Raw genomic sequence first — 23,107 nt, 5'->3', positions numbered from 1 at the left:
TAAATAAAGTACAAATAACTTAATAATAATGACAATGAAAGGGCGTGTTTTTTATTTTTTTATGTGTGCATCGGTGTTTTCGTCATGTTCTGACCACAAGGATATCTATAATCCTGATAATTCTAACAAGCAGTATGAGGAGAATTGGACGAAGAAGTTTGGCGATATAGATTTGAATCACACTTGGAATGTTGCTACACTGGCTGATGTCAGTGTCCATCTGGACGAAGACGCATCGGTCGATTTCTTCTATATTGATGGAGTCAAAAATTATAATCTGGCTCACTATGAGTTGAAGGCAGGGATTTCTTCTTTTTCTATGGATGTTCCTCAAGGTATAAAAACCGTTTACGCTGTGAAGAGTGGAGGCAGAAACAATCGGGAACTGGCTGTTCCGGTGGGAGATGATGGTCGGATTGATGTTGTATTCCGGACTGTTGCGAATCCTAGAGGCTTGGTTGAGTCTTTAAGTCCGCAACCAAGGCAGAAAGTTAACTTGCTGAATGCCGCGGATTATACAGGGTTTGCTGATGCGTATTATGCAGCTAATGAATGGAAAATCCTTGGAAACATAGGGAGCGCCCAAGTTGATTATTTACAAACGGACTTGAGCGGGTATCCCTATACTCAGGCTATTCTTGAAGAGTTGAATAAAGCTGAGGGTAAGGAATCTGTGTTGTCTAAATATGCAAATGATTTTTCGGCAAAGACTACCAATGCTGGCGAAATCTCGTTGGTCGTATTGTCACTGCAAACTTCGGCAAATACGGCAGTCGGGTATTTTTATACATCAGAAAATACAGAAGCAGCTATGAAGGCTGCCCCCAAGTATATTTTAATGCCGGGGATAAAACAGTTTGGTAAAGGAGCGACCCTTAATCTCACCTATTATGGTATGAATGGCGATGAGACACCGACATTTACTTTCCCAAAAGATTTGTATGTCCACTTTTTCTTGTTGCGGGGGGCCGGCAACAATGACTTGCTAATACCGGGTAATAAGAATGAGAAACCCAGTCGATATGAAATAAATGGTCTTTATCAATTATATTCGTCTGGTGAATTGAATACGGTGGCTTCTGGGAAAGGCGGATTTAAGGAAGTGTCAGTTCTGGCTAATTTCTCTACTTTTGGTTCCGGACTGGAAGATGGCGTGAATATTTTGTCTTTTGAAGATTGGCCGCGAGGTGGAATGGTGGATTGGAACGACTTTGCATTTATGTTAAACGGTCCTTTCAAGTCATTCAAAAGATTCCAGGAAGAGTTTGACTGGACGGTTGTTTTCGAAGATTTGGGAGATACGGATGATTTTGACTTCAATGATGTGGTGCTGGGAGTCAAGCATTTGAAGAAAGGACAAATATTTTCTGATGGAACAAAAGTTATCACTTCTTCGGCACTTGAAGTATATCTTTGTGCGGCGGGGGGTATGTTGCCTGCTTCAGTGCAATATGATGGGAAAACGATTTGTAATGAAGTCCATCAGGCTTTCGGAGTGTCCACAGGGACAATGGTCAACACGACCGGTCTGACCAAGGACTATGTCTCATTGGCGCATATTGAAAATGTCGATCCGAACTTTTCTCTGACCAACGATGCTAATAAATTCAGCATTGTAGTAAATGGGAAGACAAATGTCTCATTCCCCCAAAAAGGGGCAGTTCCACAGGCCATTTGTGTAATGGGTACTTGGGCATGGCCCACAGAACGGACCAGTATAGCGGATGCTTACACAGGCTTTACCGACTGGGTGGCTAATCAGTCTGCTAACCCCGATTGGTATAAAACGCCCAATGCCGGAAAGGTGGTTACAGAATAAAAGCAGATGATTAGATATGGCTGTTATTTGTAGGGTGTTGGCCCTTCAAAAATAGTGCTTCCATGTCTTGAATGTGATATTAATGCATATAATTCAAAATCTCTTCTCCGATTTATTTCGGGGAAGGGATTTTTTTATTTCCTTTGCGCTTATATAATAAACAAAGAAATAAAACAATGATAGCTAGTATTCTGTGGGATGTAGATCCCGTATGGTTTAAGGTTGGCAGCTGGGAAGTGCGTTGGTATGGCTTGATGTGGGGGCTGGGATTTGTCTTGGCTTATGAGATTGTAGGTCGGCTTTTCAAGAAAGAAAAGTATCCCGATGACTGGGTAGACAAACTTTTTGTTTATTGCATTGTCAGCACGGTGATAGGTGCCCGGTTGGGACATTGTTTATTCTATGAATGGGATTATTATTCGGTGCATCCGGTTGAGATATTAAAAATTTGGAAAGGCGGGCTGGCAAGTCACGGAGGAGTCTTTGCCATTATTCTCGCTCTCGTTTGGTACTCTAAGAAGGTGACGAAGAAAAGTGTCTGGTGGTTGTTCGACCGAATGATTCCGGCAGTTGCAGTGGTGTGCTTCTGCATCCGTTTTGGCAATTTGATGAATTCTGAAATTTATGGATATCCCACTACTTTACCATGGGGCTTTGAGTTTGTGCGTTCGCGTGAATGGCACCAGTTATATGAAGGCTTGCCCTGTCATCCAACCCAGATTTATGAAATGCTCTATTGCTTGGTGGCGGGCGTCACTGCATGGGTGATGTATCATAAATACCATTTGCAGAATCGTGTGGGACTGATTACCGGGGTGAGTCTGCTCATTTTCTTTGGCTCACGTTTTGCATTGGAGTTTATGAAGAACCCGCAAGTGGTGGAAGAAACAAATATGACTTTGAATATCGGGCAGTGGCTGAGCGTACCTTTGATATTATTGGGAGCGTATCTCATCTATAAAAGTAAAACGGCCAAAGCGTAGATGTCGGTAGATTAATCAAAAGTATAGGTGAATTATTCAAGTGAAAATAAATGCTTGAAAACTAGATGCTTATGTGCTAATTTAAAGGCTTTTCCTTTGCTTAATCATTTTTATATTTCATATCTTTGTACGAAATATGATTAACTTGAAACAGGCTATTATGAAAAAAAGCATCTTTTTATTATTATGTATCTCTGTATTGTTTTCTTGTACAAAGAAAGAAGACTTCTTTGACCCTCATCACATCGACGAAGAAGCAAAAGAGAATTTTCCGGTGGAGAACATTGACCCTAATCATAATTGGGAAATGGCAGGTGTAGGCAATATGACTGTCTCTATAAAAGATGGTACGGGGGAAACCTATAAAATACAGGTTTGTACCGATAATCCTTTAAATATTGATAATAGTGCACGATTATTATCTGAACAGACAATCAAGGATGGTGAAAGCAAATCTTTTTCTTTTGACATGCCTTTAGCACAAGATTATTTGTTTGTGGTAAAAGAATCTGCAGATTATTCAAGAGTGGTTATTCCTACAGTGCTTGAGAATGGTAAATTTACTGTCAATATAGGTAGTGGAACAAGAAGTCTTCGAGGTTTTTCCGATGCTCAACCCAAAGCTCTTTCTATAAATTATTCATTGAGCAACGATGCCTTTAATTGTCCTGACAATGCAAAACAGATTTCACCAGCAAAAGATGTTTGGGAAATTATGACGTTAACTGTAACCGGGAATTGTTTTATAGATTCGCCGATGACTTGCGAAAGGATAACCATGGAACCTAATTCTCATCTTTATATAAAAGCAGGCGGAAGTTTAACAGTTGAAGTCTCTAAAGGCAATTCTAAGCAGATATATTACTATAATGACTTTCTTGCTTTAAAATCGACTGAATCTATTAGTATATTAGCCGGTGGCTCTTTAATTTGTAAAACGCATCGTGGTATAGACCTTTCCGGTGGAAATCTATATAATCAAGGTGAACTAAAAGTTATAAATGGAAAAATAGATAATTACGCTCCAACCAGTGGTATCATTATGAGCTCAGGAAGTGTTTATAATGAAGGTAGTATCGATGTGAAAAAAGAAGATATTTCTATCAGTGGTGGACAATTTATTAATGCAGCAGGCGGTAAGATCAGTACTATGGATAATGATCTTGATTTAAAAGTTACCTCAAAAGGTGAGTTCCATAATCAGGAAGATGCATTTGTTGCAGTTGATGATACGGAAATCAGCGGAGGTGTTTGGCTTAATGAGGGCGAATACAAGACAACGGAAATGGATATAACAGGTAGTTCTGCTAAAATTCAGAATAATTGTAAATTATTGGTCGGAATTGACCATCAAGGTGATGGCGAGTTTGAATTAAACTCTTCTGTGACGTTTGAAAACTCCGGTTATGTGGAATGTAAAGAGGCAGAGTGGGGACAAGGTCGTATCTTAATGACCTCCGGCGCTATCTTTAAAGTTAGCGGAAAGGCTGAATATTATTCTAATTTTACAATAGAGGGACCAACTACAGGGAAGGATGCTTATTTAATAATGGAGCAGGCAAAATATAAAGAAAGTAGCGGTTCTAATAATGAGTATAAAGGTAATTTGACAATTGTATGTGATAATTATTTTAGTAATTCTAAAGCAGATTTACCTCTTCCTATTAATAAACCTATTGCGGGTTCGAACTCAATCAAAATAGAGCTGCCTACTACAGAATGCAGTGATGGTCATCATCAGGAAGTTGTTCCTCCAACTCCTGTTGCAAGACAAGTCTATACATACGTTTTTGAAGATATGACCCGTGAAGCCGGTGACTTTGACTTTAATGATGTGGTGTTGAAAGTAACGGTTCCCGATGAGTCCGGTAAGGCAACAGTGGCCTTGTTTGCGGCCGGTGCAACTAAGAATTTGTGGGTAGGATATAAAAACAACGATTTGTTTGGAGAGGTTCATACAGCTATGGGATGTGAACCCGGAACTTTAATAAATACCGGCAGTGGTCCCAATGTCGCTCCTGTAGAAAAGGAAATCACTATCGCCGGTACATTAATACAGAATGGAGATTTTTATATATATGATGAAAATAAGATAGAAATACATATTGCTTCTATGGTAAGTCCGGAATCTACTTATCCTCCTTATGGCCTCTGTATTCCCGGTGACTGGGAGTTCCCGAAAGAACGCAATAAGATAACCGGTCTTTATCGTTACTTTGAAAACTGGGTGCAAGATTATACTGTTTGTACCAGATGGTATGAAGAACATATGCAGGAGTTCAAATCAGCCTGGGATGCTGCTAATGGCGAATACCCTTATGCTGATAAGTGATTTTAAAACTAAACATAAGTCTGCATAGATAATGAATATATTTGGCTGATTTAATAAAAAACTACCATTTCGAAGAAAAGGGCTAAAAGCGGTCATGTTGACAACTTTTAGCCCTTTTAAGTTGATGGTCTGTGTCGAGATGGGATGATTTCATTCAAAAGTATTGGTAAATCAATCAAAAACTTAAGAATCAGTGAAATACCTTCTTCATTTTTGTTTTATAATAATATAATATTTACTTTTGTTCACTCTAACACTTATTATGATATGAAGAAATTATTGATTCTAGGGATGGTACTTGCTGCATTTGCTTCGTGCACAGACCATAAAAGTTTGTTCGATTCAGAACGAGTAAAGGAAGAAGCAAAAGAAAACTTTCCGGTGAAGGACGTTGACCCTAACCAAGATTGGAACATGATGGCAGTACGCACCTTGGATGTCACTATGGATACGAACACCGGAGCTAGTTATACTGTAAAAGTATTGACTGATAATCCTTTTAAGGCAGACAACGATGCGCGGATACTTGCTGAGGCAGAGGTGAAAGACGGTACTACAGTGAGTTTGAAATTTGATGCCCCATCAGCAATGCAATATGCTTACGTGATGCGCCAAATGGGGGATAAGGATTTTGTGGTGACCGTTGCAACCCTTAAAAATGATAAGTTTGTAGCTGCTTTCGGACGTTCTACAGCCCAGCGTGCGGCTTCTGCACGTGCTACTAATATTGAAATAGATAATTTGCCTGATAATGATAAGGACTTTATTTGTCCGAGTGGTGCTAAGGGAGTGACAAAAGGCGATATTGGCAAACATTTGAAAGCTGGTTCTTATTTCATCTCAGAGGATGTGACTACAGATAAGATAAATTTTGCGGACGGTGTTGTATTGTATATAACGTCCGGGTTTACTTTCACACTAACCGCTGATAAAGTTGACAAAGGAACAATCATAGTATGTGCCGACGGTACATTAAATATTGAAAGAACCGAAGAAAATGACAAAACCTTTACTTTAAAAGGCTCTATCTATAATAAAGGAACTGTCGATATTCACGCAGATGAGTTTAGCATGCAGAATAAAGAAGCCAGGCTTATTAACTATGGAGCAATGCAGGTAGCAGCTGATTTTGAATTTAAAGCAGGCGAGTTCTATAATGGAGAGGATGGACGGTTTTCGGTCGATGAAACATCGATAGATAGTAATAGTACTGATGGCGCCAATGAGCACAAATCAAGTGCTACATGGGTAAATGATGGCTATTATACTTGTTATGAGTTTGAAGTCTCTTCAGGGTATCAACTTCAGAATAATTGTAATTTATATCTTGGTGAAAGCTTTGAACTGGAAGGCAATAATGGCAAGGATGTTATCTTTAATAATAGTGGGTTTATTTTTAGTGAGGAAAGTGCTAAATTAAAAAATGCAACTTTAAATATGGCCGGTAAAAGTATCTTTAAAACTCAAAGTCTGGAATTTGAGAATAGTGTTCGGCTGAACAGTGATGCAAGCGTACAGGATAAGGACAAGCCTTTGCTGCTGTGTGTTGAAGGAGCCTCTTATGATGATGATAAGGGGGAACTTACAATGAGCGGAGTTACCAATGTGACATGTGGAAATGACTTTTTTGAACCATGGTCCGCCTCCGGTCATGCATTATTGGTGAATGCAACAGTCGGGGACAATGCGCAGGGTTGTAATCCGGAGTATGAGAATGGAGCACCGGATGTAGAACCGGATTTGGGTATTGTGACTTATGCATTTGAAGATATTACCACTACTGTCGGCGACTATGATTTTAACGATGTGGTGCTGAAAGTAACGGTTGTGAAAGATGAGGAGGTCACAGTTGCATTGGCGGCTGCCGGAGCAAGCAAAGAACTGTCTGTCGGTTGTAAGGTAAATGGTCGGGATAATGTGTTGTGGGGCAGTGTGCATGAAGCTTTAGGGGTATCGGCTGGTACAATAGTCAATCCCGGTCCTTCTACATGGGAAGAGATGCCTAAACAAACAATAAAAAACATAGAAAGTCTCGCTGACGTAGTCTTTTATATTTATGAAAAGAATAACCCGGATTTAAGAGTTTATATTTCACAGGATGACCCTGAATTTATAAAGGGTGATGTGCCTTTTGCTTTATGTATTCCTACAGACTGGGTATATCCGGCAGAGCGCCAGATGATTAATGAGAAATATGGAGACTTTGGCGCGTGGGGAGCTCATAGAGATTCACATCAAGATTGGTATAAAACACCGACCAAATAAGAGGGGGGGGATAACCTTCTTGCGAGAAGGGTGTGTCGAAACGCTCATAAACTAAAAATCACCCTCGCCACAGACAGTTGTAGCGAGGGTGATTTCGATAAAAGGGAAGTTTTGACATCTTCCTTGTTTTCATAAAAATCAAACCTGCGGAAAGAGGTATGGCGGTGTATTAATTAAGCCTCCGGCATTGCCCTGTACATCACGTGCGGAGTCCGTCCCTCTCTTGTTATCCTCTTGTCGTTGTACCATCGGCGCAGTTCGATGCCCGCCTTTGTCTTCAGCAGTCCCGTAAGTTTACAATACTCCTTGCAGTTAATGACGGAATGTTCCTTCAGATAGGCCGTCAGTAATGCAAAGCGTTCTTCTTCCGAATATTGGGAGGAAGAAATCCGGAAACCATATTCCGCGCGTTCTAATTCGCCTTTGGCACGTATCTCTTTGCGAAACTGCCGGGTAGGTTTGAACTTCACGTTGTCAAAGTGTACCGATGCAGCGCGTATCTCGTGCTTGTCTGTCACCTTGCGACAGGTCAGGGTGGCGGAGAAAGTGCCTAGCTCCCCCAGTCTCACGTTATAACCGTCTGCCAGATAATTGGCGATAATACTTTCCAAATCACAGAACAGGCCTAGAACCGTTCCTTCCTTGATGGTGGAGCGTCGGGCTACGTCCTTAGCTAAATCTGTCAGGTCTTTTGTGCCCGATACTACAATTTGTGGATACAGGGTGGGCTGCTCCTTGTCCCCCTGTATGTCGGGAGACGTCTTGAAATCATACTTTGCTGCCATGCTAATGCTTTTTAATAGGAGAATTAAGTTGTTTATTCCTGAAGGCTAAGGGTTTTCTTCCTAAGGGCTTTTATAATCTGCTGCAATGGATTGTATAGTCTGCTGTAATGGACTGTACGGTCTACTGTAACGGACTGTACAGTCTGTTGGCGGAGTCTGTCTTAGTATTCAGTACAAAAGTACTTAATCATACCGTAAAAACCTATTAATCTGCCGAGAAAAAGAGTTTAGGGGTTGTTAAAGAGAAAAAGAAGAACTAACTTTGTCTTGAACAAAAACAGATGGATTATGGCAAAAGGAATACCTTACGGAGTGTCGGATTTCAGCCGATTGGTAGGCCAGGATTATTATTATGTAGATAAAACGCATTTTCTACCTCTGATAGAAGATATGGCAAACTATCTCCTTTGGGTTCGTCCGCGTCGTTTTGGGAAAAGTGTATTCCTTACCATGATGCGTGCTTATTATGATATGTCGCAAAAAGACCGTTTTGAACAATGGTTCGGCAATCTGTGGATAGGCAAGCATCCCACCAAACTGCAAGGCGTTTATCAAGTGCTTTACTTTGACTTCTCTAAAGCCAATCTGGGCAGGGGAACATTGGAAGATAATTTCAATGATTATTGCAGTGTGCAGTTGAATGATTTCTTCAGTACGTATGCGGAGTATTATCAGAATGAAACGGATTTTGACCGGATAGTCGCTTCCACCGAAGCTTCCACCAAGTTGCATTGGCTGGAGGCCACGGCTCGGCGTTTGGGACATTTGCTTTATTTGATTATTGATGAATATGATAACTTTACCAATGTCATACTGAGTGAACAAGGCAAGAACCTTTTCCGTGACTTGACCCATGCCAGCGGTTTTTACCGGGAATACTTCAAGCAATTTAAAGGTATGTTTGAACGTATTTTTATGATGGGAGTGAGTCCGGTGACGTTGGACGACCTTTCCAGCGGATATAATATTGATTGGAATATCAGTACTGCTCCGCAGTTCAACATGATGATGGGATTCAGTGAAACGGAAGTGCGCGAGATGTTTCGGTATTATCAGCAGGCAGGTAGGTTGGAAGGGGATATCGACGAAATGATTCGGGAGATGAAACCTTGGTACGATAATTATTGTTTTGCTGAGGAAAGTTTAAGAACCGACCCGAAGATATTCAATTGTGATATGACATTGTATTATTTGCGTCATCGGGTGATGTCGGGAGCTTCTCCGAAAGAAATGGTTGATAAGAATATTCGCACGGATTATAGTAAACTCAAGATGCTTGCCCGGCTCGACCATGAAAATCAGGAAGGGGAGGACCGCATGAGCACTATAGAGGAGATAGGGGCGAAAGGAGAAATTCTGGTGAACCTGCATACCTCATTCCCCGCTGAGAAGATTACCCAAACCGATAATTTCCGGAGTTTGCTTTATTATTATGGTTTGCTTACAATGTGTGGAACCAGAGGTGACCGCATCGTGATGTGTATTCCCAATAACTGCGTGCGTGAACAATACTTCGGCTTCCTTCGTGAGTATTACCAGCAGCATGGAGAAATTTATCTGCCTCGTTTGAAAGATTTAATTGATGATATGGCTTTTGACGGAGATTGGAAGCCTTTGTTTGAGTTCATTGCCAAGGCTTACCGTGATAATTCGGCTGTCCGCGATGCCATAGAGGGGGAACGTAATCTGCAAGGCTTTTTTAAAGCATATTTGGCGTTGGCCTCGTATTACTTGGTGCATCCCGAACTGGAAATGAATTATGGTTATTGTGATTTCTTCTTGTTGTCCGACAAGCAGCGTTATCCCGAAACGAAACACAGCTATATTATGGAACTGAAGTATGCGTCGCGTACAGCTACTGAGGCTGAGCTGGAGGAGCAAGCCTGCGAAGGAAGACGGCAGTTGGAACAGTATAGTCGGGACAAAAAAGTGTTGCTCGCCGGCAGTGGAACTGACTTGCATTGCATCTTGCTTCAGTTTAAGGGCTGGGATATGGTGAAATGCGAAGAAATAAAATGCTGATTGCATCGGGGTGAAACTTCAGTCCCGACAGTTTCTTTCACAATTTTCTTCGATGAAATGGCGGTTTTTGGACGCGTGAAGCGTGAAAGGACTTTCGGAATGACTTCTGTTCACTAAGAATGTTACATAATTGAGCACTTTTGTTACAAGGAAACAAGAGTGTTATCCCATGCAACAAATGTTTCAAAAGTGTTGTGAGACAACCCTTACCTTTGCCTCAGAAAAACTTCTAAAAACATTTAATGCTATGAACAAGAATCAGCGAATGAACAGAATGGGCGCGCTCCTTATTATATGGGCAGCCGCTTGCTTGAACAGCCACGCACAACAAGACTCAGCCAAAGTCGTCTCTAACTCGAAGGAAGAAGGCAATCGAAATGTCATGCTGAATGCGGCCAGTGCCAATGGCCCACGTGAAATCTCCATCGGTCTGCCCGGCGGCGATGTGAATGTACTCGAAAACGGTTTGCCCGTGGTCTATAATTCAAATCCCCATAATGTAAACACGCACTGGCGTGGAGACAGTAGCTTGGGGCATACCGGACTGCTTAAAATATCCGAAACTGCCATTACTACCGGAAACATCGGTTATGCTGTGAACTCTTTTACCGAATTGGGACTGAACAAGGCTAAGGATTTCAATGGCGTGCTGAATTATAATACCAATCACTTTGGCAAACAGCAGTTTGATTTCAACTTGAACGGAAGCATCGGCAAGGACTGGTTCTACAGTGGAAGTGTCTATCAGAATTTTGACCCGGGTTCGTTCAAACTTCGCTTTGCACAGTATCAGGACCGCACACAAATCTATAAGTTTGCTTTGACAAAGTTCTACCATGAAGGTCGCGGACAGTTGTCGGCCATCTATCATTACAGTAATAGTCACTGGCTGTCGAATGCCACTACCGGTGCGCCCTTTATTTATGTGGGTGACGGCAGTGTGAAGGAAATTCCCGGATTCGGACTCGGCACTTCTTCCTATCTTCCTAATGTCTCGGACATTGTTTATATGGATATGCGCACAGGTGAGATGAAAAAGACAAGCCTTTATGATGCTACTGCCAGCAAAGGCAATCAATTCACATTGCTGAACCGTTACAAATGGGATAATGGCTTGGAGTGGACTGTGAATATGAAATATGACCATGCACTGGGCTCTTATCTCTACCAGACTCCCATGTCGATGGAGAAGAAAACAGTGGCGGACGGCTACAGCCGGAAGGCATTGGACGGAACGCTGACCCCCTACGAAGGGTATGTGCAGAGCCGTATGTCGTGTTTCAACCGGGGTAGCATCGATGAGTTCTTCTTTACCACCGAACTGTCACGGAAGTATGACAACATGACTTGGCGCGTGGGCTTGAACGAATGGTATTATGATGTGGACTATGCTTCAAACACCACGATGTACGACCATACGGTAGAAGAATATCCTCAGATTCTTTACAGTGCCGATACCAAAGACATTCATCATTATGGTGATACTCCATATTATAATCTGAATCAGAATGCTTCGGAATACTATAAAGGCCATGAAAATAAGCTGGCTCTTTATGCTACTCACGATTGGGATATTACTGATAAATGGAATGTGTATTATGGCGCTCGTTTTGAATACCAGCGTTTGGCAGGAAAGAATCTGGCTGTGTACAATGCAGACGGAAAAGCGGTAGGCCGTTTTGCCAATTATCACATCGGGGCGATTGCAGCCGACGGCACCAAGATTGCCCCTCGCGGTTATAGTTATGATTGGCTCAATATGGCATTCACGGCAGCCGCTACTTATAAGATGACGCAACAGTTTGGTTTCACTGCCGATTTCACTTACAATACCCAGCGTCCGAATATGTCGAACTTTGCACCTGCCGAGATGCCGAATGTAGATAAGATAACCATTCCGTTGGGACGTGCCGGTATCTATTTCAATAATGACTGGCTCAGCCTGACTTCCTTGTTCACTTATATTGCCAAGACAAATAACAACTCGACACTGAATCTGATTAACCCCAACAATGATAAGGATATCAAAGCCGCAGCACTGAGCTATGATATTGAAACCATTGGTTGGACAACAGATGCGGTTGTGAAGCCTTTCAAAGGATTTGATTTCCACTTCTTGTTTACTTACCAGAGCCCGAAATACAAGAAATATGAGACGGGGGTTACTTTCAGTGACGGAACGACTTCGGGCATCAACGCCACCGGTAATATTGTAACCGAAATTCCGAAGGTGCTGATTGAACTGGACCCGAGTTACAACATCACCAAAGACTTGAAGGTATGGGCCAGCTTCCGTTACTTCAGCAAGACGTATGCCAATATTAAGAATGCTTATTACTTTAACGGACGCTGGGAAACCTTTGGCGGCATTAACTGGAATGTGAACAAACATCTTTCTTTAAGCGGAACGGTGATTAACTTCTTGAATCAGACCGGTGCAAAGGGAAGCATTTCGGGTGCGGAACTGGTGGATAAGGAAAATGCTGTCGCTTATAACGGTGCATGGATGGCAGGAAGCTACATCCGTCCGTTCACCGTAGAATTTGCAGCGAAAATAACATTCTGATTTTTTTTATTGAGATTGTCCCACTGTAGGGGCAGACCCGTGTGTCTGCCTGGAAATGGCTTGCTTTGTGCATTCGGGCGGACACATGGGTCCGCCCCTACGGTGAAAAAAACATTCATGTAACATTTATACATAACAATGAAACAAATGTTTCAGCCGGTAAAGCGGGTTTCCACTAACTTTGCCGATACAAAAGAACAATCAAACAAAACTTTTAATACCCTATACTCCATGAAAACAAATTTCGTTAACCTTGCATTAGGTTTGGCCTTTACAGCAGGCGCAGTGTCTTGCCAGTCACCGAAAGACAATCTGACGTTCGAACATCAAGGGGATACCTTGACCATCGTACATATTGCAAATCCGTCTAAATATCTGTTGCTCCCCGTTCAGGAAAGCAGCGATGAAGGACAGGTAAAACTCGATATGGGAAGTGCGGCAGATACGGAAATGGATGTCCGTCTGGCCACAGACAATGTAGAATATTATGTGCCTTTTGCCTTATCGCAAGATGCAAGCGGCGCAACGGTGACTATCCGCAATGTGGCAGCCGATGCCCTATGCTGGGACAGCATTAAGGTCTCGGATACTTTTGATACAACAAACAGAGATAAGTTCCGTCCCGTTTATCATCACACTCCGCTCTATGGTTGGATGAATGATGCCAACGGACTGGTTTATAAAGACGGTGAATATCACCTTTACTTCCAATATAATCCATACGGTTCGGTATGGGGAAATATGCATTGGGGACATTCCGTGAGTAAGGATTTGGTGCATTGGGAGCATCTTGACCCTGCCATCGCAAGGGATACCTTGGGGCATATCTTCTCGGGAAGTGCAGTGGTGGATACAAAGAACAGCGCAGGCTACGGTGAAAATACAATGGTTGCTTTCTATACTTCGGCCAGTGACAAGAACGGCCAGATTCAGTGTATGGCATACAGCACAGACAATGGACGTACGTATACCAAATACGAGAAGAATCCTATTCTGACTCCTTTTGACGGATTGAAGGACTTCCGTGATCCGAAGGTCTTTTGGTATGAACCTGATCAAAAATGGGTGATGGTGGTATCTGCCGACAAAGAGATGCGTTTCTATTCTTCGCAGAACTTGAAGGACTGGGAGTTTATGAGTGGCTTCGGCGAAGGTTACGGAGTACAGCCCAGCCAGTTTGAGTGTCCCGATTTTGTGCAATTGCCTGTGGACGGTGACAAGAACCGTATGAAGTGGGTATTGATTGTCAATATCAATCCGGGGTGTATGTTTGGCGGTAGCGCTACACAGTATTTTATCGGTGACTTTGACGGCAAAGAGTTTAAGTGTGACACAAAGCCCGAAGTGACCAAATGGTTGGACTTTGGTAAGGACCATTATGCTACCGTTTGTTTTTCGAATACGGGAGAACGTACGATTGCCGTGCCCTGGATGAGCAATTGGCAGTATGCCAATATCCTTCCTACCAAACAATACCGCAGTGCCAACTCGCTGCCCCGCGAATTGAGCCTTTATACAAAGGACGGACAGATATATATGGCTGCCAATGCGGTGAAGGAAACGGAGGCGTTGCGTAAAGAGGTGCGCGAAGTGGGTCGTCTGACTGTAAATGGCGAGAGCCGGTTGGAGGAGCTGGTTCCCGATACAGACGGAGCATACGAACTTTCGATGGATATTACTCCGGGCGCGTCGCAGAGGGCAGGTTTCGAGCTGTTGAACAGTAAGGGTGAGAAAGTGAACATTTATCTGGATATGAAAGAACACAGATTGGTGATGGACCGCACGGAAAGCGGCATTACCGACTTGGGCGAGCCGAGCAAATTCAATGTGCACGAAAAGGAGACGGACAATCACCGCATGAAACTCTCTGTGAATTATAAGAATGATTTTGCATTGGGTACTTGGGCGCCGCTCTCTTTGTGCAAAGGCGGAACTTATCATCTGGATGTTTTTGTGGATAAGTGTTCTATTGAGATTTTTGTAGATGGCGGACGCATTGCCATGACTAATTTAGTCTTTCCGGATGAACCTTATAACACGCTTCGTTTTTATAATGAAGGAGGGGAAATGAAAGTGACGGATTTCATGATATATAAATTAGGTTTATAGTAAATAGGTTAGGTGTTCCCATAGGGGCGGACCCATGTGTCTGCCCCTACGGTGAATGAATAAGAACAATGTACAAAAAAACAATAGATAATAAAACCATGAACAACAATAAAAACCTATATGCCAAATTAATCCCGGTGATGCTTTGTTTCTTTGCCATGGGGTTTGTAGACTTGGTGGGCATCGCTTCCAATTACGTCAAGGCCGACTTGAGCCTGACGGATGCGCAGGCCAATATCTTTCCGTCACTGGTTTTCTTTTGGTTCCTTATCTTCTCGGTTCCTACAGGAATACTGATGAATAAGATAGGGCGTAAGAAAACGGTACTTCTGAGTCTTGCTGTGACTTTTGCCTCTTTGCTGATTCCTGTTTTCGGAGACAGTTATGTCACTATGCTATTGTCTTTCTCTTTGCTGGGCATCGGCAATGCACTGATGCAGACCTCTCTGAATCCTTTGTTGAGTAATATTATAGCGGGAGATAAATTGGCCAGTACACTTACTTTTGGACAGTTTGTCAAAGCCATCGCTTCTTTTCTGGCTCCTTATATTGCCATGTGGGGCGCTACACAGGCTATTCCCACTTTCGGATTGGGCTGGAGGGTATTGTTTCCCATTTATATGGTGATTGCGGTGCTTGCCATCGTTTTATTGGGTTCCACTCCCATTGAAGAAGAGCAGCCCGACAAAGCTTCCGGTTTCAAGGCTTGTCTGGCTCTGTTGGGAAAACCGTTCATCCTGCTCTCTTTCGTCGGCATCATGTGTCATGTGGGTATTGATGTCGGTACCAATACCACTGCCCCGAAAATATTGATGGAACGTCTGGGAATGACACTGGCAGAGGCAGGTTTTGCTACCAGCCTTTACTTCATATTCCGTACAATCGGTTGTTTCTTGGGAGCTTTTATCCTGCAGAAAGCTTCTGCCAGGTTCTTTTTTGCTTTCAGCGTAGTGTTAATGTTATTGGCTATGGCAGGCTTGTTTATGTTCCATACCGAAACTATTATTTATATTTGTATCGCCATGATTGGTTTTGGAAACTCCAATGTGTTTTCCATCATCTTCTCGCAGGCATTGTTTGCCGCACCCGAAAAGAAGAACGAGGTGTCCGGCCTGATGATAATGGGCCTGTTTGGTGGCACCGTGTTTCCGTTGGCAATGGGAATTGCCGCTGATGCGGTGGGACAGACAGGAGCTGTAGCAGTGATGACAGTTGGTGTGATTTACTTGTTAATATATACCTTAAAAATAAAGAAATGACCATGAATGATATTATCGTAGGAATGGGTGAGGCACTCTGGGATGTGCTGCCCGAAGGAAAGAAAATAGGAGGTGCTCCGGCAAACTTTGCTTATCATGTATCGCAATTTGGCTTTGACAGCCGTGTGGTGAGTGCGGTGGGAGAGGATAAGTTGGGCGATGAGATTCTAGCCAATTTTGACAGCAAGCACTTAAGTTATCAGATTGCAAGAGTGCCTTATCCTACCGGCACGGTACAAGTGGAGCTGGACCCGAATGGTGTGCCGATGTATGATATAAAAGAGAATGTGGCATGGGACAATATCCCTTTTACCCCGGCTTTGGAAGAACTGGCGAAAAAAACGCGTTCGGTATGTTTTGGTTCGCTGGCACAGCGCAGCGTGGTTTCCAGAGAAACAATTCATAAGTTTCTGGATGTGATGCCCGACGGGGAAGGACAGTGCAAGATATTTGATGTGAATCTGCGTCAGGGATTCTATACGAAGGAGATACTTTGCAGCTCGATGAAGAAGTGCAATATCCTGAAGATTAATGATGAAGAATTGGTGACTGTGAGCCGTATGTTTGGTTATCCGGGTATCGACCTGCAGGATAAATGCTGGATTCTGCTTGCCAAGTACAACTTGAAGATGCTGATTCTTACTTGTGGGGTAAACGGAAGCTATGTGTTTACTCCCGGCGAGGTTTCATTTGTGGAGACTCCGAGAGTGGAAGTGGCGGATACGGTGGGGGCAGGAGACTCTTTCACCGCTACTTTTGTGGCTGCTGTCTTGAAGGGCAAGAGTGTGCCCGAAGCGCATAAGCTGGCAGTGGATGTTTCCGCTTATGTATGTACACAGAATGGGGCGATGCCCCAGCTGCCGGGCAATTTTAGACTATAATGCCCGGAGAGGTTGCCTGTGAAGGTAGCCTCTTTTTGTTTTATAAACTTGTATTATTGACTGTTACCTTTTATCTTTGTTCAAACAATAACGGTGGAAAGCATGAAAAACTATGTTATGTGTATACTGGTATGCATCGGTAGCCTGTTGGTGTCGTCGTGCAGCAGGAGGGCAACGCGTTATCACATCGGTGTGTCTCAATGCAGCGATGATGAATGGCGGCATAAGATGAATAATGAGATGCAGCGTGAAGCACTTTTTTATGATGGAGTGGAGGTGGAGTTCCGTACGGCAAAAGACAATAATCAATATCAAATAAATGATATCAATTATTTTATTGACAAGAAGGTCGATTTGTTAATCGTGGCTCCCAATGAAGCGGCGGCCATCACTCCTTCGGTGGAAAAGGCGATAAAAAGAGGAATCCCGGTAGTGGTGGTAGACCGCAAGACATTGTCGGATAATTATACGGCGTTTGTAGGGGCGGATAATTATAAGATTGGCAATGACGTGGGACATTACATTGTCAGTCGCTTGAACGGGAAAGGGAATATCTTTGAGGTGACAGGGTTGGAGGGGTCTACGCCTGCCATGGAGAGACATAAGGGTTTGATGGATGCATTGGCTGAGGCTCCGGGCATAAAGAGAATCGGAAGTGTGGATGGAGGTTGGTTGCAGAGTCAGGCAAACGAAAAGACAGATTCTGTATTGCGTGCCTGCAAAGAGATTGATTTGCTCTTTGCACAGAATGACCGTATGGCAATCGGAGCTTATCTGGCGGCCAGGCAGCAGGGAAGGGAAAAAGAAATACTTTTTGTGGGAGTGGATGCACTGCCCGGAAAAGATTATGGATTGGAGCAGGTGATGAACGGTGTTTTGGATGCCTCTTTTATTTATCCTACCGGAGGGGATAAGGTGATGCAGGTTGCCATGGACATTTTGGAGAAAAGGGCTTTTGAGAAAGAGAATATACTTTCTACGGCATTAGTGGACAAGACGAATGCCCGCGTGATGCAGTTACAGACCGACCATATTTTGGAACAAGACGGAAAGATAGAGAAACTGAATGGGCAGATTGATGAATTCTGGTCGCGTTATTCGGCGCAGACTATGTTTCTGTATGCTTGTCTGGTTATTCTGATTCTGTTTGCGGCATTGCTGGCCATTATTGTGCGTGCCTATTGGATGAAGAACCGGATGAATGCGGAACTTTCTTCTCAGAAGAAGAAACTGGAGGAGCAGCGTGACCAACTTATCAGTCTTTCAAAGCAATTGGAAGAGGCAACGCATGCCAAACTAGTATTCTTTACGAATGTGTCCCATGATTTCCGCACTCCGCTTACGTTGGTTGCCGACCCGGTGGAACAGCTTTTAGAGGATAAGTCGTTGACTCCGAAACAGCTATCCTTATTAAAGGTGGTGCATAAGAATGTACATATCTTGCTGAGACTTGTCAATCAGATTCTTGATTTCCGTAAGTATGAAAACGATAAATTGGAATTGGTAAGAGCCAATATGAATCTACGGGTGCAGTTGCAGGAATGGAGCCATTCCTTCCAAACGTTGGCTTTGAAAAAGCATATTCATTTTGTATTGGAGGTGAATGATGACCAGGCAGATTATCTGATGGCACTGGATGCCGAGAAAATGGAACGTGTCTATTTCAACTTATTGTCCAATGCGTTTAAGTTCACACCGGAGAATGGAACTATTACGGTTACACTCTCTACTTTGGTGAAGGAGAGAGGTGGAAGATATGCCCATCTGGTGGTTGCTGATACCGGTTCGGGAATCTCTGTCCGATATATCCGGCATATCTTCGACCGTTTTTATCAGATTGACGTAAACCATGCAGGTTCGGGCATCGGACTTGCCTTGGCAAAGGCTTTTGTCGAACTGCACGGTGGAGAGATAACGGTGGACAGTGTGGAAGGAAAAGGAACTGTATTTACAGTGGATATCCCTATGACAGTAGTGGAAGAGCCGTCGGCAGGCCTCGTGCAGGAACCGCGCATCACACAGCAGACGGTGGTGGAGGAGCTGGAGGATATGGAAACAGAAGAGCAGATTCCGGATGAGAATAAGGAATGTATCTTGATAATAGATGACAACGCGGATGTGCGTGACTATGTGAAGTCATTGTTGCAAGGAGAATATACGGTGATAGAGGCTCCTGATGGGCATGCCGGCCTGAAGAAAGCCATGAAATATGTGCCTGACGCCATAATCTGTGATGTAATGATGCCGGTAATGGACGGACTGGAATGTTGCAGAAAGTTGAAAACAGAATTGCAGACTTCCCATATTCCGGTGATGCTGCTCACCGCTTGTTCGCTGGATGAACAGCGGATACAGGGATTTGAGTGTGGGGCGGACTCTTATATTTCCAAACCTTTTAACTCCAAACTGTTGCTGGTACGGCTTCGTAATCTGATGGATAACCATAAGCGGTTGAAACAATTCTTCGGAGATAAGACTACCTTGTCTAAAGAATCGGTAAGTGAAGTAGATAAAGGGTTTGCCAATCGCTTTAGGGCGTTGATAGAAGAAAACTTGGCGGATTCTGAGTTGAGTGTAGAGGAGTTGGGCAGCAAGATGGGAATGAGCCGGGTACAGCTGTATCGTAAAATAAAGGCGCTTACCAATTATTCGCCCAATGAGTTGTTGCGTATTGCCCGATTAAAGAAAGCCGCTTCCTTGTTGGCTTCTTCAGAGAAAACCATCTCCGAGATAACGTATGAGGTAGGTTTTACTTCTCCTTCTTATTTTACAAAATGTTATAAGGAGTATTTTGGAGAAAGTCCTACGGACTTCTTGAAACGAAGAGGGTAAATTGTAGGGGCAGACCCATGTGTCTGCCTGAATGGTACAGCAAATGTATCGGGCGGACACATGGGTCCGCCCCTACGATAAATAATTTAAATCAGCGTCGACAAGTCTTTCTCAGCTACGAAAGAGAGATTATTCAGAATAATCACTTCTCTTGCTCTGTCGGGATTATCTGTGCGGAAAATCAATATGCCTTTGTTTCCTAACAAGAAGGAATACAGATAAGTGATTCCTATTTTGGCTTCACTGAAAATGGTGATAGCGTCTGCTGCCCGTCCCGGCTGATTATCCAGTGTGATGGCGAACACATCAGAGAGCGCCACGGATATTCCAGCCTCTTTCAGCGTTTCGTATGCGCGTTTGGGTTCCGAGCAGATGATACGGTAAATGCCATATTCCACTGTATCGGCAATGGTGGAAGCAATCAGTTGTATGCCTGCTTCTTTCAATAAGTTCAATACTTTCTGTAATGTCCCCGCTTTGTTTTCAATGAAGACAGATAATTGTTGGACGGTCATAATTTTATCTTTTTAAAAAGTTTTACGTAAGTCTTTTACTCTCACTGCCTTGCCTTCCGATTTGGGCAAAGAGCCTTTCGGGACAAGTTTTACTCGCGGAGTAACCAGAATTTCATCTTTCAACTGGCGTGTAATCTCGCGGGTAAGGGCTTGCAAACGACCATAGTCGTCGGTAAACAACTGGCTGAGTTCCACTTCGATAGTCATCTCATCGTTTGATTCCATTGTTTCGAGTGTAATCAGATAGTCGCTGCCCAGCTCCTTAAATTGCAACAATACTGTTTCGATTTGTATCGGGAAGATATTAACCCCTTTCAGGATAATCATGTCATCACTGCGGCCTTTCATTCTGTCCAGACGTTTATGATGGCGTCCGCACGGACATTCTCCCGGAAGAATACGAGTGAGGTCGCGAGTGCGGTATCTCAACATCGGCATGGCTTCGCGGTTGATGGTGGTCAACACCAGTTCACCTACTTCACCATCGGGCACGGGTTCCAGCGTATCGGGGTTAATGATTTCAACGATATAATAGTCTTCCCAAATGTGCAGGCCGTTTTGCTCCTGACACTCAAAGGCTACGCCGGGGCCGCACATTTCGGACATTCCGAAGGAGTTATATGCTTTGACTCCCAACATCTTTTCGATGCGGCGGCGTTGTTCTTCAGAGTGAGGTTCTGCCCCGATAATTAATGTCTTGAGTCTGGTATCCCGACGCGGATCGATGCCCATTTCTTCCATCACTTCGTACAGGCGGGCTGCATAGCTGGGAATGGCATGCAATGCGGTGGTTCCGAAGTCAGTAATGAACTTTAATTGTCTTTTGGTATTGCCGGCAGCAGCAGGAACGGTAAGCATGCCCATACGTTCCGCTCCGTATTGAAATCCAAGTCCGCCGGTAAACATTCCATAGCCGGAGGAGTTTTGGAAGATATCACCGGGGCGTAAGCCTACCATGTAGAGGCAGCGTGCAACGGCGTTGGCCCATTCGTCAAGGTCTTTCTGTGTGTGAAGAATCACGGTCGGGTTACCGGTTGTGCCACTGGACGAGTGCAGGCGGACTGCTTTTTCCAAAGGAACGGCAGCCATTCCAAAAGGATAAGTATCGCGCAGGTCTTGTTTGGTTGTAAAGGGAATCTTGCGTAAGTCATCTAGTGAGCGGATATCTTCGGGTTTCAGATGGTTCTCTTCAAAGCGTTTCTTGTAAAAAGGAGAATTCATGCAGTGGCGGACGGTCTTTTGCAAACGTTCCAACTGTAGTTTCTCAATCTCGGGACGTGTCAGCGTCTCCATTTCCGGGTGTAAATACATAGTATCTTTCATGCTTAGTTGGTTATCAATTGCACAAAAGTAGAAAAAAATCTTATACGGTTGACAAATGGGAGAGAAAATATGTATCTTTGAACGCTTAATGAAAGATGATAATATGAAAAAGCTGATAAGTATATTGATTGGTATAGCAAGTGTGGTTGGCGTGCAGGCGCAAGATATGAAGACATTATTTGTCTCGATGCCGGATTCTATTGCACCATTGCTCACGAAGGTGAACCGGGAAGATTGCATTGACTTTCTTGCCAGTAACATGAAAGCGGAAGTGAAAAACCGTTTCGGAAAGACGGCGGAGCTGAAGAAACTGACAGATGGCTATCTGCAACTGCAAACGACTTCAAGAAGCACGCTGGAGATGAAATTGCTTCCGTTGAATGATTCGGTGAAAATCGTGTGTATGGTGAATACTGTGTGTGCATCCGCTTGCGATAGTGAGATACGCTTCTTCTCTACTCAGTGGCAAGAACTTCCCAAACAGGATTATGTGCAGTTGCCGCCCGTTGAAGCGTTTTATCTTCCAGTTGATTCTTTGAATGGAGATTTTCCTTTGTTGCGTGAAAAAGCCGACATGGAACTTTTGAAAGTTACGCTCTCACCGGAGAATACCACCTTGAGTTTTACCTATACCACTCCCGATTATCTGGCAAAATCAGAAAGAGAAAAACTGGCTGCTTATATAAAGAAAGAGCCGGTGGTGTATGAATGGACAGGCGGAAAGTTTGTCGGGGGAAGATGAAAGGATTACATGTGTGGACACAAATAAAGGCTGTAACTCGGAGGAGTCACAGCCTTTATTTTGTAACTTGAATGAAGTTATAAATTACTTTTTCATGCGGTTACCATAACGGCTCATGAACTTATCAACACGACCTGCTGTATCCACCAATTTAGACTTACCGGTGTAGAAGGGGTGTGATGTGCTGGAGATTTCAATTTTCAGCAGCGGATAAGTTTCACCTTCGAATTCGATGGTTTCCTTAGTTGCCACAGTTGACCGAGACAAGAACATATCACCGTTTGACATATCTTTAAATACAACGGGACGATAGTTTTCTGGATGAAGACCTTTTTTCATTTTGATATATGTTTTTATTGTTATTATTTTACTGTTTTGGTAACAACAATGTGTAATGGTTCAATTTTGGACTGCAAAGATAGGTCATTTCTTTGAAAGAGAAAAACTTCGGCCGTATTTTTTTTGTTTTTCATCTGTATTTTATTGTTTGCCCATATTGCAAGGTCGACATTACAATATAATCTGTTTGAGATGTTTAGCATAGATATAAGTTAATAAAACCATAATTAATAAGATAATTTTAGAGCGAAAATGCCATAGTTAGAACATTTATGCTTAATTTTGCAGTGGAATTTAATTCACTAACAATTATAAATATTAGAACAATGGTTAAT

The 23,107-nt window shown here is 43.2% G+C and carries 15 protein-coding genes; 11 read left to right on the top strand and 4 right to left on the bottom strand.

From position 1 onward, the window contains the following. Positions 1-28: 28 nt before the first annotated feature. The 4 genes from QYT14_RS15055 to QYT14_RS15040 all read left to right on the top strand — a co-directional run bounded on the left by QYT14_RS15055 (position 29) and on the right by QYT14_RS15040 (position 7,399). On the top strand, positions 29-1,819 hold the full coding sequence (locus QYT14_RS15055; RefSeq protein ID WP_288325404.1) for a DUF4842 domain-containing protein: 1,791 nt from the start codon (positions 29-31) through the stop codon (positions 1,817-1,819). A 176-nt stretch (positions 1,820-1,995) separates the two neighbouring features. Further along, on the top strand, positions 1,996-2,802 hold the full coding sequence (gene lgt / locus QYT14_RS15050) for a prolipoprotein diacylglyceryl transferase (protein WP_237039934.1): 807 nt from the start codon (positions 1,996-1,998) through the stop codon (positions 2,800-2,802). Between the two features lie 160 nt (positions 2,803-2,962). Continuing rightward, on the top strand, positions 2,963-5,134 hold the full coding sequence (locus QYT14_RS15045) for a DUF4842 domain-containing protein (protein ID WP_288325403.1): 2,172 nt from the start codon (positions 2,963-2,965) through the stop codon (positions 5,132-5,134). A gap of 267 nt (positions 5,135-5,401) precedes the next feature. Beyond that, positions 5,402-7,399, top strand: coding sequence for a DUF4842 domain-containing protein (locus QYT14_RS15040; protein ID WP_288325402.1), 1,998 nt, complete (start codon positions 5,402-5,404; stop codon positions 7,397-7,399). Positions 7,400-7,572: 173 nt separating this feature from the next. Here the strand turns inward: QYT14_RS15040 and QYT14_RS15035 are convergent, their stop codons facing one another. Beyond that, positions 7,573-8,184 (bottom strand): HU family DNA-binding protein, encoded by a 612-nt coding sequence (locus tag QYT14_RS15035; RefSeq protein ID WP_237039937.1) that lies wholly within the window; start codon positions 8,182-8,184, stop codon positions 7,573-7,575. Positions 8,185-8,472: 288 nt separating this feature from the next. On the opposite strand from QYT14_RS15035, the gene QYT14_RS15030 reads away from it, so the two are divergent. From QYT14_RS15030 to QYT14_RS15005, 6 genes are all read left to right on the top strand, one after another. After that, the gene (locus QYT14_RS15030; protein WP_288325401.1) at positions 8,473-10,206 is read left to right on the top strand and encodes an ATP-binding protein; all 1,734 of its coding nucleotides are present in this window, start codon (positions 8,473-8,475) and stop codon (positions 10,204-10,206) included. A gap of 247 nt (positions 10,207-10,453) precedes the next feature. After that, positions 10,454-12,772 carry a TonB-dependent receptor gene (locus tag QYT14_RS15025; RefSeq protein ID WP_288325400.1) on the top strand — a complete coding sequence of 773 codons (2,319 nt, stop codon included), beginning with the start codon at positions 10,454-10,456 and terminating at the stop codon, positions 12,770-12,772. Between the two features lie 231 nt (positions 12,773-13,003). Beyond that, on the top strand, positions 13,004-14,881 hold the full coding sequence (locus QYT14_RS15020; RefSeq protein WP_288325399.1) for a DUF4980 domain-containing protein: 1,878 nt from the start codon (positions 13,004-13,006) through the stop codon (positions 14,879-14,881). Between the two features lie 98 nt (positions 14,882-14,979). After that, a complete protein-coding gene (locus tag QYT14_RS15015; protein ID WP_237039941.1) occupies positions 14,980-16,140 on the top strand; it encodes an MFS transporter in 1,161 nt (386 codons plus the stop codon). 2 nt (positions 16,141-16,142) lie between these two features. Further along, positions 16,143-17,021: a carbohydrate kinase gene (locus QYT14_RS15010; RefSeq protein WP_288325398.1), complete on the top strand. Its 879-nt coding sequence runs from the start codon at positions 16,143-16,145 to the stop codon at positions 17,019-17,021. A gap of 102 nt (positions 17,022-17,123) precedes the next feature. After that, a complete protein-coding gene (locus QYT14_RS15005; protein WP_288325397.1) occupies positions 17,124-19,853 on the top strand; it encodes a substrate-binding domain-containing protein in 2,730 nt (909 codons plus the stop codon). Between the two features lie 86 nt (positions 19,854-19,939). On the opposite strand, the gene QYT14_RS15000 is transcribed toward QYT14_RS15005, so the two are convergent. Next, complete coding sequence (locus QYT14_RS15000) at positions 19,940-20,368, bottom strand: amino acid-binding protein (protein WP_237039944.1); 429 nt, start codon at positions 20,366-20,368, stop codon at positions 19,940-19,942. A gap of 12 nt (positions 20,369-20,380) precedes the next feature. Then, positions 20,381-21,679, bottom strand: a complete 1,299-nt coding sequence (locus tag QYT14_RS14995; RefSeq protein ID WP_288325436.1) for a phenylacetate--CoA ligase — start codon at positions 21,677-21,679, stop codon at positions 20,381-20,383. A 115-nt stretch (positions 21,680-21,794) separates the two neighbouring features. Here QYT14_RS14995 and QYT14_RS14990 point away from each other — a divergent pair, with 115 nt between their 5' ends. Further along, the gene (locus QYT14_RS14990) at positions 21,795-22,433 is read left to right on the top strand and encodes a DUF3256 family protein (RefSeq protein WP_288325396.1); all 639 of its coding nucleotides are present in this window, start codon (positions 21,795-21,797) and stop codon (positions 22,431-22,433) included. Positions 22,434-22,517: 84 nt separating this feature from the next. Here the strand turns inward: QYT14_RS14990 and QYT14_RS14985 are convergent, their stop codons facing one another. Further along, positions 22,518-22,772 (bottom strand): type B 50S ribosomal protein L31, encoded by a 255-nt coding sequence (locus QYT14_RS14985; RefSeq protein WP_005943009.1) that lies wholly within the window; start codon positions 22,770-22,772, stop codon positions 22,518-22,520. Between the last annotated feature and the right edge of the window lie 335 nt (positions 22,773-23,107).

The sequence above is a fragment of the uncultured Phocaeicola sp. genome, assembly GCF_948499155.1.
GTDB lineage: Bacteria > Bacteroidota > Bacteroidia > Bacteroidales > Bacteroidaceae > Phocaeicola > Phocaeicola faecalis.
The sequence above is the reverse complement of the archived record's forward strand: the minus strand, read 5'-3'. Positions and strand labels throughout refer to the sequence as shown.